The following is a 12761-nucleotide window of genomic DNA, read 5'->3' as shown; positions in this document are numbered from 1 at the left end:
ATGCGCCGGAGGGGCTTTTTTTTGACGGATACGGAACAGCGTCCCGTGGCGCCGCACGGCGCGACCGGGCCCTGCGTCTCAGTCCGGCCCCTTTTCGTAGGCGGAAAGAGAAACGCCGGCGTGCCCCAGGAATTCCCGCAGCTGCTTGATGTCGGTCTTGGAGCAGGTGGAACTGTTGTGGGGATGGTGGAAGAAGCCTTCCACCTTGTTCAGCACCACCCGGTAGCGGGCGCCGTGGGTCGGCTCGACGGCGGCCCCCAGATGGTGCAGCAGGGATTCGACCTCGCGCCAGTGGATGTTGGCGCTCAAGGGGTCCTGGAAAATACTGCGCAACAGGTTGGCGTGCTTGTGGCTCATGGCAGTACTCCGCAAGGGAAGATCACCGCCCCATTCTACGCGCCGCGCCAGGCCAAGCTAGCCGTCTTTGCGAGCGCCAAAGAAAAAGCCCATGCAAAAATCGCATGGGCTTTCCGTTGCTGCCTCCCTGGCCCTTCAGGCTCGGGAATCCGGCTTTTCGCCGTCGTTGGTGTTACCCGGTAATCTCAAAAGACAAGCCTATCTGCAACGGTCATAGGGTCTCCTTGAAACACGGCGACTGCCAACTGCCATCGTGGGTGCCGCCAGCCACGACACAGTTCCAGACTAGCACAGCCGCCACGGAAAGCCTACGGGGAAAATCCTTACGGCGCTCCTTCGACGTAGTAGTCGATGCGGCCCCGGGGCGCCAGATACTCCACCACTTCCAGGGGCATGTTGGCCGGGTTGAGAGTGCTCTCCACATTCAGCTCGGCTTCCTTGAGGTCGAGCATGAGGGCCTCATGGCGGGGAATATCGGCGTCGTAGAGCATCACCAGGGGCTGCAGCAGGCGGTTGGGGTTGCTTTCCACCACCAGGCCCACGGCGCCGTTGGAGAGGGTGACGAAGGTGCCGGGCGGATAGACCCCCAGCACCTTGACGAAACGTTGCAGCAGATCCGGATCGAAGGCCCCGCTTTCCTTCTTGAAGAGATGGCCCAGGGCCTCCGCCGGGGTCTTGGCGCTCTGGATGTCGAAGGGGTTGCACAGGTTGTCGTAGCGATTGGCCAGGGCAGCGATGCGGGCCAGACGGGGAATCTTGTCTCCGGCCAGGCGGTTGGGGAAACCGTTGCCGTCCCAGCGCTCATGGTGGCAGGCAATGATGTTGCGGGCCGGCACGGCCATGCCCTTGGCCCCGGCCACGGCCTTGATGCCGTAGCCCACGTGGGCCCGGTAGTACTCCTCTTCCGGCGGGGTGCGGGTGGTGGCGCGCAGGATGCGGGGAGGAATCTCGGTCTTGCCGGCGTCGTGCAGCAGGGCGCCCACCCCCAGGTATTTCATCTCCTCTGCCGACAGCTCCGCCGCCTTGCCCAGCAGCAGGGACAGCACCATGACGTTGATGGAGTGGAAGGCCAGGCCTGCCTCCCGCACCTTCTGGCTCATCAGCTGGATGACCACGCTCTCCGAGCCCATCAGGCCATCGACGATGCGGCTGGCCAGCTTCTGGGCTTCGGCGTGGGCCTCCGCCGGCTGGGGGCCGAGGGTCTTGAGGATTTCCGAGGCGGCGCTGATTTCCTGATCGTATTCCCGCTCGCGCCGGGCCAGGCGTTCCCGCTGGCGCCGCACCCGCTCCATGCGCAGTTTCTTCTCGTCGAGCATGCCGGCCAGGGCCGCCGCACCGAAATCCACCTCTTCCGGCGCGGCGCTGCGGGCCACTTCGGGCAGGGGCACGGTGGTGCTGCGCTGGGGATCCCAGGGCACGTCCTCCAGGCCCATTTCCTTCAGGACCTGGATCTGCTTCTCGCTGGAGATGCGGAACTCGTTGAGCAAAAAGGGATGGCGCACCCAGCCCACATGGGACAGGGAGATGAAGAGGCCGGGCTGGAGCCGGTTGATGCTGACACGCTGCATGGCTATCGGTGAGTGAGGGCTGGCGGCATTGTAGACCACGTAAGGGCTGGCGGCACGAGGAGAAATGCCCTTTTTCAGGGAGATTCCCCGGGGTCCGACCTAGGGTTTCACCCGGGACCGTATTTTGTCCGTTTCAATATACTGGAATCCGTTATCCGGATACCCACGTCATCCCTTGAAGCTGACACCGATGCCCGAACTGTCCCGCCCACCCGCCAGCAATCCCCACTCCGCCTCGGCCCAGGGGCGGCGCCTGGTGTGGACCTTCGCCCTGGCCCTGCTGGTGCTCAACTGGTGCGCCATCACCTTCAAGATCCACAACGAGGAAAGCCTGGAAATCGCCTCCATCAACCAGGACAACCTGAACCTGGCCCGGGCCCTGGAAGAGCACACCCTGCGCACCCTGAAGAGCGTGGATCAGGCGGTGATGTTCCTCAAGTACCAGTACGAGCGGCATCCGGAGAAGGTGGACATCGCCGCCTACGTGCGGGACGGGATGATCTTCTCCAATCTCTTCAACCAGCTGGGCATCATCGATGAGCACGGCAAATACATCCTCTCCAACCTGCCCAACCACAAGGTGCTGGACCTCTCGGACCGGGAGCATTTCCGCGTGCACATCGCCCGCGACACGGGCCAGCTCTTCGTCAGCAAGCCGGTGCTGGGGCGGGCCTCGGGTAAATGGTCGCTGCAGCTGACCCGCCGCATCAACAAGCCGGACGGCAGTTTCGGCGGCGTCGTGGTGGTCTCCCTGGACCCCCTCTACTTCACCCAGCTCTATGCCGACGTTAACCTGGGCCCCCACAGCGTCATCACCCTGCTGGGGCTGGACGGCATCGTCCGCGCCCGCAAGTCGGGCAAGGATGAACAGGTGGGCCAGAGCCTGGCCAACAGCCCCATCCTGACGGCAGCCAGCAAGGAGGCCAGCGGCACCCTGGAACTCACCAGCAGCATCGACAAGATCGACCGCTTCTTCGCCTACCGGGTCCTTTTCGACTATCCCCTGATGGTGATCGTCGGCAGCGACCGCAACGAGGCCCTGGCCGAAACCCGGCACCGGGCCTGGAGCTACCTGGCCTTCGGCGGCCTCGTCACCCTCATCGTGCTGGCCTTCTCCTGGGGCATCGGCCTGCTGCTGGCGCGCCTGGAACAGAGCCGGGCCAAGGCGGAAGAGGCCAACCGGCTCAAGTCCGAGTTCCTCGCCTCCATGTCCCACGAACTGCGCACGCCCCTCAACGGCATCATCGGCTATGCCGAACTGCTGCAGGAAAGCACCGACGACCAGGACCTGCGGGAATACGCCGGCACCATCCACAGCAGCGGCAGCCACCTGCTGGAACTGGTCAACTCCATCCTCGACCTGGCCAAGATCGAAGCGGGGCGCTTCGAACTGGCGCCGACCCTGGAGCCGCTCCAGCCCCTGTTGCAGCGGGTGGTGCAGGCCCACCAGCCCCAGGCCGACGGCAAGGGCCTGGCCCTGAACCTGGAAATCGACCGGGACGTGCCCCGGCAGCTGCTGTGCGACCACCTGCGCCTGACCCAGGTGCTCAACAATCTGGTGCACAATGGGGTGAAATTCACCGATCGGGGTACAGTGGACGTGAGCGTACGCAGGGATGGCAAGCGCATCCGCTTTGCGGTGCGCGACAGCGGCCCCGGCATCGCCCCGGCGGATCAGGAGACGATCTTCGACAAGTTCCGCCAGGGCGAGAGCTTCGCCACCCGGCGCCAGGGCGGCAGCGGCCTGGGCCTGGCCCTGTCGCGCCAGCTGGTGGAACTGATGGGCGGACGCCTGACGCTACAATCCGAACCGGGCCGGGGCAGCGAGTTCTACTTCACGCTGCCCATCGGCGAGAAGGAGGAATGATGAAAGTGCTGGTGGTAGACGACCACAAGGTCAATCGCATGTTGCCCCGCGCCATCCTCAGCAAGCTGGGGATCGAGGTGCTGGAAGCGGACTCCGGCGAGGCGGCCCTGGAATGCCTGGCCCGGACGCCGGAGGTGGATCATGTGCTGCTCGACGTGAGCATGCCCGGCATGACCGGCATCGAGGTCTGCCAGCGCCTGCGGGAAGAGGAAAGGACCCGGGGCCTGCACATCATCGCCTACACCGCCCACGCCTTTGCCAGCGAGAAGAACCAGATCATGGAAGCGGGTTTCGACGACCTGCTGATCAAGCCCATCAACCGGGAAGGCCTGTTGCAGGCCCTGGGCATGGCCCAGTAGGGTTCCACCGCACCAACTCCCGCGGCAGCAGCGCCGCCCCTAGCGGTCGAACTGCTGCAAGCCCTGCAGCAACGCCTCCAGCGCCAGCCGCAGTTCCGCCAGATGGGCCGGCTGCACCGCTTGGTGGGGCGCCAGGCGCTCCACCTCGGTCGCCTGCTGCACCAGCGGCGAAGGGCCGAAATTGGCCGCCGCACCGCGCAGGGAATGGGCCACCCGCCCCAGGCGCTCCCAGTCAGCCGCGGCCAGGGCCTCCTCCATCGCGGCCATTTCCAGCCGCGCCAATCCGGGAAAGACGTCGCCGATGATCTGCAGCACGTCCCTGTCGGCCCCTTCCAGCATCCTGCCGTAGTCGAAGCCCCCCTCTTCCTGCCCGGGCCGGGCCAGACCCGCCAGCACTTCCTGCAGGTCCTTCTGCTGTAGGGGCTTCAGCAGGTAGCCGTCCATGCCGGCCACCAGCCCCCGTTGCCGGTCCTCCCGCCGCGCCGCCGCCGACAGGGCGTAGATGCGCAGAGGCGCCAGGCCCCTGGCCTGTTCGTCGGCCCGGATCAGGCGGGTCGCCTGCTCGCCCCCCATCTCCGGCATCTGCATGTCCATCAGCACCAGGTCGAAGCGCCGGCGGGCCGCTGCCGCCACCGCCTCCCCGCCGTGGCGGGCCAGGGTCACCCGGTGGCCCATGCGTTCCAGCATGTTGCGCATGAGCTGCTGGTTGACCGGATGGTCTTCCGCCAGCAACACCTCCAGGCCTGCCGGCGGCGTGCCGGCAGCCTCCGCCACCGTGGCGGGGACCCCGGCCACGGCGGGCTCCAGCAATGCCTGCAGGCTGCGCCACAGCTCGTCGGCCAGGGCCGGCTTGCCGAGGTAATGTCCCACGCCCAAAGCCTTGCAACGGGCGATCTCCTGGCGCATGCGGCTGGGGCTGAGCAGCATCAGCAGCGGCACCCGGCCGGGACTCCGGGCCAGGTGCTCGAGCAGGTCCCCAGCGTCGCCGTCGACCGGACGGGAATCGGCCACCACGCCGTCCCACTGCCCCTGTTCCAGCAAGGCCAGCCCTTCGGCACCGCTGGCCGCAGCCACCACCGTCGCCCCCCAGGACGCCAGCAGCCCCTGCAGGCGACAACGCTGGCGGGCATTGGCCACCACCAGCAGTAGGGCCGGCTTGCCGGACAGGCGGCGTTCCGGTTCTGGCGCGGCCGCCCCGTCCGTCGGTAGCTGCAGGGTGAAATGGAAGGCGCTGCCCTGGCCGGGCACGCTGTCCACCCAGATGCGCCCCCCCATCAGTTCGCACAGGCGGCTGCAGATGGTCAGTCCCAGGCCGGTGCCGCCGAAGCGCCGGGTGGTGGAACTGTCTTCCTGGGCGAAGGCCTCGAAGATGTGCTCCTGCTTTTCCGGGGCAATGCCGATGCCCGTGTCGCTGACGCAAAAGTACAGCACCTGCCCCGCCGCCCCGGGTTCAGCCAGTTCCACCGCCACCTCGATCTCGCCCCGCTCGGTGAACTTGATGGCGTTGCCCAGCAGATTGAGCAGGATCTGGCGCAGGCGCCCCGGATCGCCGAGCAATCGCCGCGGCACCCCGGGACCGCGCCGGGCCAGCAGTTCCAGGCCCTTCTGGTCGGCCCGCACCGCCACCGTGCGCAGGGCATCGGCGCAGACCTTCTCCAGGTCGAAGGGAATCAGTTCCACATCCAGCCGCCCGGCCTCGATCTTGGAGAAGTCCAGGATGTCGTCGATGATCGACAGCAGGGCGTTGGCGGACATCTGTACCGCTTCCAGATAGTCCCGCTGTTCCTCGGTCAGCTCCGTATCCAGGGCCAGCTCGGTCATGCCGATGACCCCGTTCATGGGGGTGCGGATTTCGTGGCTCATGTTGGCCAGGAAGTCGCTCTTGGCCCGGTTGGCATTCTCGGCCGCCTCCTTCGCCCGCAGGATTTCCGCCTCCCAGCGCTTGCGCTCGGAGATATCCATGATGGTGCCCACCAGGCCGCGCACGCTGCCGTCCGGCCGGGTCAGGGCCGCCTTGTTGTAGAGGGTGTCGTAGCGGGCGCCGGCAGGGGTGATGAGCTCGATTTCGTAGCTCTGCCGCCCGCCCCGGGCAAACACCTCCTCATCCCGGGCCACGTGCTGTTCGGCCAGTTCCGGCGGCAGCAGGTCCCGCACGTGGCGGCCGATCCAGAGGCTCGGCTCGATGCCGAAGAAATCGGCGAAGGCCTTGTTGAAGCCCTGGTAACGGCCCTGGGTGTCCTTGAAATAGAGGGGAACCGGCAGGGTGTCGAGCACCTGGCGGGAAAAGTGCAGTTGCTCGTCCAGGCGCGCCTCGGCCAGTTTGCGCGCCGTGATGTCGGTGCGGATGGCGATGTACTGGTAGGGCACGCCCAGGTCGTCGAAGAAGGGCACCACGGTGGCGCTGACCCAATACAGGCGGCCGTCCTTGCTGCGGTTGCAGACCTCGCCCTGCCACACCCGGCCATGGACGATGGTGTCCCACATCTCCTGGTAGAAGGCGGGGGGATGGATGCCGGACTTGACCACCCGGTGGTTGCGCCCCACCAGTTCCTCCCGGGAATAGCCGCTGATTTCGCAGAAGCGGTCGTTGGCCTCGATGATGAAGCCTTCCACGTCGGTGACGCTGACGATGGCGTGCTGGTCCAGGGCGAACTTCTGCTGCTCCAGGCTGGAATGGGCCTGGTGCAGGCGGATGCGGCTCGACTCCCGCTCCCGCACCAGGGTGTCCATCAGCTGGGAGAGGGATTCCAGGCTGGCATCCTCCGGGCTCAGGGCCGGCAGTCCCATCTGGCCGAGGAGGCGGTTGGCGGTTTCCCGCAGGGAGGCGATGGACTGCTCCCGTGCCACCAGTTCCTGCTCCTGGCGGGCATAGGCCCGGTTCAGGTCCTCCGACGACAGTTCCAGGCTGCGGGTACGCAGGGCCTGGTCCCGCTCCGCCTGGGCATAGGCCTCCCCCACCCGGCGCAGGAAGGCCGGCAGGCCCGCCAGGGCCACCGCCACATCCGGCGCGATGTCCTCCCGGGCCGCCAGGTGCAGCAGCTTGTCGCACAGGGGTTGCAGTTCCGCCTCGCCCGCCACCCCGAGGGAGCCTTTCAACTGGCGCAGCAGCAGGCGGTGCATGGCCCTCAGACCTCGGTCAGCAGGGTGATGGTCATGGTCTGGTTGTGCAGGCGGCAGGAATCGGGGCCAACGGCGCCTGGGGCCGCATTGAAGGGGCTGATCTCGCCGTAGGAATAGAAGCCGGTGAGGGTGCAGTTGCGGCCGAAGACATCGGCCACCGCCTCCACCTCCTCGTCCACCCGGCCGCCCAGCACCAGTTTGCGTCCGACGCAGCTGACCAGGATCGCCAGGGCCTCCCCGGGCACCATGGCCCGGGCCATTTCCGCCGCCCGCTGGGCCCCGTCCACCAGGGCATTGGGATTGGCGTGCATGAGCTTGAGGTAGCCGTCCGGATCGATTTCGCCGGCCAGGATGAGGCTACCGGAGGCTTCATCCACCCCCAGGATGGTGCGGATCAGGCCGACGCTGGAACGGTCCTTGTCGGCCATGGAAAAGGGGAAGAGCAGGCCCGAGGCGGGCAGGTCCCGGGCGTATTCGCCCAGGTAGCGCTTGTAGATGTCGAGGGCCGGCTCCCCGTCCAGTTCGTAGAGCACGTTGTTCTCGCAGCGGGTGACCTTGCGCGCCGGGCCGAAGGGCTCCCAGCCGCCGAAGGAGCCGTGGCCCACCCGCAGGGCCTGGCCGTAGAGCCCCACCGCCACCACCCGGTGCTCGGCCACGCCCTGGGACGACAGCACCCAGGTGCGGGAAAAGGCGCCGCCATCGCCGGCCAGGCCGCCGCTGACGGCCACGCCGGGCGGCAGTTGGCGGCTCATGCCGGCCACCAGGGCGCTGCCGTTGATGGCCACGCCCTGGGCAAAGACCAGCACCGCCCGCAGCCCCTCTCCCGGCAACTGGGCCGCCAGGCGCTCGCCGGCGGCACCGGAATCGGCCATGCAGGCCAGCTCCGTGGTCACCTCCCGCACCGTGGTGGCGTCGAAATGGACGGCGGTGACGACGATGCTGCCTTCGCACACTTCCTCGCCGACGATCTCGCCGGCAGTGCTGCAACCGATGCGCAGGGCACCGGGAAAGACTTCGGCCAGGAGAGCGGTGAAAGCGCCATCGGCCAGACGTTCGGCGGCAAAGAACACCAGCAGCAGCTGGGGCTCGATGGCCTGCAGGGGCGCCAGGGCGGCCCGGATGTGGGCCGGCTCCCGGGCCACGGGAAGGTGGATCTGAAGAACGCGCATGACTGATTCCTCCTCTGCTCTTTTCTTGTCTTCTCTCGATGCTACTGGTCCTGGAAGCGCTCCCGGATTGCCAGCACTTCGTCCCACGCCGCCAGGAAGGCTTCGACGCAGCGGGGGTCGAAATGGCTGCCGGCATTCTGCTCCAGGTATTCCCGGGCCTGGGCCAGGGGCCAGGCCTGCTTGTAGGGACGGGGCGAAGTCAGGGCGTCGAAGACGTCCGCCACCGCCACGATGCGCCCCAGGAGCGGAATGGCCTCGCCCTTGAGTCCCTGGGGATAGCCGCTGCCGTCCCACTTCTCGTGATGGGCCCGGGCGATCACCGCCGCCATCGCCAGGACCGGGGAACGGGCCTGGCGCAGTATCTCGTAACCCTGCTCGGCATGCTGCTGCATGATCATGAATTCGGCCGGGGTCAGGCGCCCGGGCTTGAGCAGGATCAGGTCCGGCGTCCCCACCTTGCCCACGTCGTGCATGGGCGCCGCTTCCAGCAGCATCTCCAGCTCCGCCGGCGCCAGCCCCAGCTGGCGGCCGATGAGCACCGAATAGTGGGCCATGCGCAGGATGTGGGCGCCCGTCTCCGGGTCCCGGTATTCGGCGGCCTTGGCCAGGCAGACGGTGGTCTCCCGCTCCCGCTCCAGGAGGCCGGCGGTGGCCTTGGCCACCTCCTCCGCCAGCCAGGCCGCCCGGTCCGCCAGCTGCCGCTGGCTGCGGCGCAGGGCGCACATGTTGCGCACCCGGGCGAGGAACTCGTCCTTGTCCACCGGCTTGTTGAGAAAATCGGAGGCCCCCTGCTCCAGGGCACGACAGCGCACGTCCCGCAGGTTGTTGGCGGTGACCATGATCAGCGGCACCTCGGCCATGCCCGGCAGCTGGCGGAAGTGGCGGATGAATTCCAGGCCGTCCGGCGCCGGCATCATGTAATCGACCACCACCACGTCCGCCTGCCCCTGTTCGCACCAGGCCAGGGCCTCGCTGGAGGAAAGGAAGCCACGGACCCGCACCCCCTCGATCCGTTCGGCGAGGACGCGGAACAGGGTCAGGTTGATTTCGGAATCGTCGATGACGACCAGATTCAGCTCCACGGCGCGACCTTCCCGGCTACATTGGCGATGGCAGATGCGCCCATTATGGAACCGCCCCCCCGGGCCGATTGTGCATAAGTTCCTGCCGGGCCGCCGCGGCCTGTGGGAACATGCCGGGCACCTGACAGGATGCTACACTTGGCCATCAGGTTCCCATCCCTCCAACGGCCCCCATCCGATTGCCAGCCCCTATGACGGACACAATGCCTGCCATCCGCCTGCTGCTCGCCGACGACCAACTGCTGGTGCGTGCCGGCATCCGCTCCCTGATCCAGACCCTGCCCGAATACGTGGTGGTGGCCGAATGCGCCGACGGCCTGGAAGCCTTGGAACGGACCCAGGCCCTGAAACCCGACGTGGCGGTACTGGACATCGACATGCCGAACCTGTCGGGCATCGAGGCCATGCGCCAGATCCGCACGGTATCGCCGGAAACCAAGCTGATGGTGCTCTCCGGCATCGACCGCCGCGAGGTGGTGGAGGCGGCCCTGGAGGCGGGGTGCCACGGCTACCTGCTCAAGGATTTCGTCCTCGCCGAGCTGCAGCTGGCCCTGGACAAGGTGATGGACGGCAGCTGCTACCTGTCGCCGAAAATCCAGCAGCAATTGCTGGACGCCATGCGCACGGACCGCCGCGAAATGCTGCCGCCGCCCCAGCTGACGCCGCGCCAGGAGCAGATCCTGCGGCTGGTGGCCCTGGGCCGCACCACCAAGGAAATCGCCCGGGAACTGAGCATCAGCCCCAAGACCGTGGAATTCCACCGGGCCCAATTGATGGAGCGCCTCGGCGTGCGGGATGTGGCGGGCATGACCCGCTATGCGATGCAGCACGGCATGGTCTCCTAAGCGCGGCCGCCCCTCAGTCGTCCACGGCTGCCAGGGAGCGGTTGAAGGCGGTCATTTCCGCCGCCACCTGCTGCAGTTCCTCCCGCCACAGGGCGCTTTCATCCACCCCGGCCGGCACCGCCCCGGCCAGCAGCAGGGCCTCGATCTCCCGCGCCCGCGCCACGATGCGCCCGGTGGCGAAAATGGCGCAAACCCCCTTGATGCGATGCACCGTGCGGCGCAACGGCTCCGGCATGCCGGACTCGGCCGACTCGGCCATGGCCTGGTCCAGCTCGCCCAGCAGCTGGGGGAAGTTGTCGAGGAAGGTCTGCACCAGATCCCGCACGCTGTCCCGGTCGCCGTTGAGCATGCGCAACAGCCCTTCCGGATCGCAGGCTGGCGAGGAAGACGGGGGGGCAACGGAATCGGTCATGGCATGGGCTCCAGCAAGGGGGGTGCGCTCGGAATTTTACGGCAACGGCATCAGGGCGACGGCAGGCCGTAGCGGCCATGCCGCAAACCGGCGTCTCCGGCCCGGCCGGGGACGGGTACAACGGTCCGTCCTTCCATTCGCGACGCTCCTGCGACAAGTTCGTGCAGTTTTGCCAAAGATGAAAAGCAGGGGAACTGGGGTATCACCTAGGGCCTAACCGGGGCGTTACCCGAGCTGGCACGCGCCTTTTCCGCTGGCATCCTCCACCGCATCGACAAGATCCCCGCCACGGGGACGCCGTCCTGCAGTCCCACCGGAGGAGACTACCATCGTGTTTGCCAATCTGCGCCTGAAGAGCCGGATGTTCATCCTGATTGCCCTGGCGGTATTCGGCATGGGCACCATCACCATCCTCGGAGCCCTGGGCGTCAGCCGGGACCTCCACGAGGGCCACCAACAGACCGTCAGGGCCGCCGTGGAAGCGGCCTACAACATCATCGCCGGCTACCAGGCCCTGGAGAAGGCCGGCAAGATGAGCCGCAGCGAGGCCCAGAAGGCCGCCGCCGAAAGCGTGCGCATGGCCCGCTACGGCGGCGCCGACGGGCGCTCCGAGTATTTCCACATCTGGACCCCGGAAGGGGTGACGGTGATGCACCCGATCCGCCCCGAATGGGAAGGCAAGGACGTCACTGGCGAGGTCCGGGACGTCAAGGGCCGGCCGACCCTGCGCATCATCATCGACGGCGCCATCAAGCAGCCGGACGGCGCCTTTGTCGAGACCCTCTTCCCCCACCCCGGCCAGCCGGCGGAGAAGGCGGTGGACAAGCTGCAGTACGTGAAGCTGTTCGCCCCCTGGGGCTGGGTGGTCGGCAGCGGCATCTACCTGGACGACGTGCAGGCCGAAGTGCGCCAGCGGACCCTCGAGGATTCCCTGATGGCGCTGGTGCTGCTCGCCCTGGTCGCCGCCGGCACCTACCTGGTGGGCCGCAGCGTGCTGCAGCAGGTGGGGGGGGAACCGGGTGTGGCCATCGACCTCATGCGCCAGGCGGCCGACGGCGACCTGACGGTCCGGGTCGAGACGGCGCCGGCCGGGTCCATGCTGGCTTCCTTCAGCCACATGGTGGCCTCCCTGCGCCAGGTGGTGAAGGAGATCGGCAGCAATTCGAGCCAGCTGACCCACAACGCCGAGCGCATCAGCACCGCCGCCCGGGAAGTATCCCTGGCCGGGGAACAGCAGTCCGACGCCACGTCCGCCATGGCCGCCGCCATCGAGGAACTGACCGTGAGCATCAATCACATCTCCGACAACAGTCGGGATACGGAACGCAATTCCAGCGAATCGGCCCAGCTGGCGGCCGAGGGGGAAACCCGGGTGGCCAATGCGAGCGGCGCCATCAAGGCCATCGCCGGCACCGTCAGCGACGCCTCGGGCCGTATCCGGGACCTGGAAACCCAGACCCGGGAAGTCTCCGGCATCGCTTCGGTGATCAGCGCCATCGCCGCCCAGACCAACCTGCTGGCCTTGAACGCCGCTATCGAGGCAGCCCGGGCCGGGGAACAGGGCCGGGGCTTCGCCGTGGTGGCCGACGAGGTGCGGCAGCTGGCGGAACGGACGGCCAAGGCCACGGTGGAGATCGAACAGATGATCAGCCACATCCAGACCGACACGGACATGGTGGTGCAGGCCATGGGGGCGGCCCTGCCCCAGGTGGAGAGCGGCGTCGCCCTGGCCGAGGAGGCGGCCCAGTCCCTGCGCCAGATCCGCGAAGGGTCGGAACTGACCCTGTACCGGGTGCGCGACGTGGCCGAGGCCACCATGGAACAGAGCAGCGCCAGCACCAGCATTGCCCAGCGGGTGGAGCAGGTCGCCCAGATGGTGGAGGAAACCAGCGCCGCCATGAAGAACACGGCGGAAACGGCGGAGGCGGTGGAGCAGATCGCCAGCCGCCTCGACGCCCTGGTGCAGCGCTTCCGCACCTAGG

General features: G+C 67.4%; 10 protein-coding genes. 4 read left to right on the top strand and 6 right to left on the bottom strand.

Going from position 1 to position 12761, the window contains the following annotated elements; all coding sequences use genetic code 11:
- Positions 1–78: 78 nt before the first annotated feature.
- Complete coding sequence (locus OEL49_RS03755; protein ID WP_130458093.1) at positions 79–357, bottom strand: type II toxin-antitoxin system HicA family toxin; 279 nt, start codon at positions 355–357, stop codon at positions 79–81.
- A 323-nt stretch (positions 358–680) separates the two neighbouring features.
- Positions 681–1925, bottom strand: coding sequence for an HD-GYP domain-containing protein (locus tag OEL49_RS03750; RefSeq protein ID WP_014236942.1), 1245 nt, complete (start codon positions 1923–1925; stop codon positions 681–683).
- A 190-nt stretch (positions 1926–2115) separates the two neighbouring features.
- On the opposite strand from OEL49_RS03750, the gene OEL49_RS03745 reads away from it, so the two are divergent.
- On the top strand, positions 2116–3792 hold the full coding sequence (locus OEL49_RS03745; RefSeq protein ID WP_014236941.1) for an ATP-binding protein: 1677 nt from the start codon (positions 2116–2118) through the stop codon (positions 3790–3792).
- The gene (locus tag OEL49_RS03740) at positions 3789–4151 is read left to right on the top strand and encodes a response regulator (protein ID WP_043798013.1); all 363 of its coding nucleotides are present in this window, start codon (positions 3789–3791) and stop codon (positions 4149–4151) included. Before OEL49_RS03745 ends, OEL49_RS03740 begins: the two co-directional genes overlap by 4 nt.
- 39 nt (positions 4152–4190) lie before the next feature.
- On the opposite strand, the gene OEL49_RS03735 is transcribed toward OEL49_RS03740, so the two are convergent.
- The 3 genes from OEL49_RS03735 to OEL49_RS03725 are packed head-to-tail and all read right to left on the bottom strand — an operon-like array spanning position 4191 to position 9522.
- Entirely contained in the window at positions 4191–7271 is a 3081-nt protein-coding gene (locus tag OEL49_RS03735) for a hybrid sensor histidine kinase/response regulator (RefSeq protein WP_014236939.1), read from the bottom strand.
- 5 nt (positions 7272–7276) lie between these two features.
- Positions 7277–8440 (bottom strand): FIST signal transduction protein, encoded by a 1164-nt coding sequence (locus OEL49_RS03730; protein WP_130458090.1) that lies wholly within the window; start codon positions 8438–8440, stop codon positions 7277–7279.
- 41 nt (positions 8441–8481) lie between these two features.
- Positions 8482–9522 (bottom strand): HD domain-containing phosphohydrolase, encoded by a 1041-nt coding sequence (locus tag OEL49_RS03725; RefSeq protein ID WP_287874020.1) that lies wholly within the window; start codon positions 9520–9522, stop codon positions 8482–8484.
- Positions 9523–9725: 203 nt separating this feature from the next.
- Between OEL49_RS03725 and OEL49_RS03720 the strand changes: the two genes are divergently transcribed.
- Positions 9726–10367 (top strand): response regulator, encoded by a 642-nt coding sequence (locus tag OEL49_RS03720; RefSeq protein WP_287874019.1) that lies wholly within the window; start codon positions 9726–9728, stop codon positions 10365–10367.
- A 13-nt stretch (positions 10368–10380) separates the two neighbouring features.
- On the opposite strand, the gene OEL49_RS03715 is transcribed toward OEL49_RS03720, so the two are convergent.
- Entirely contained in the window at positions 10381–10779 is a 399-nt protein-coding gene (locus OEL49_RS03715; protein ID WP_287874018.1) for an Hpt domain-containing protein, read from the bottom strand.
- Between the two features lie 331 nt (positions 10780–11110).
- Between OEL49_RS03715 and OEL49_RS03710 the strand changes: the two genes are divergently transcribed.
- On the top strand, positions 11111–12760 hold the full coding sequence (locus OEL49_RS03710; RefSeq protein WP_205230322.1) for a methyl-accepting chemotaxis protein: 1650 nt from the start codon (positions 11111–11113) through the stop codon (positions 12758–12760).
- Position 12761: the final 1 nt, after the last annotated feature.

The organism is Azospira sp. (assembly GCF_030247495.1).
In the GTDB taxonomy this organism is placed as follows: Bacteria; Pseudomonadota; Gammaproteobacteria; order Burkholderiales; family Rhodocyclaceae; genus Azospira; species Azospira oryzae.
The sequence above is the reverse complement of the archived record's forward strand: the minus strand, read 5'-3'. Positions and strand labels throughout refer to the sequence as shown.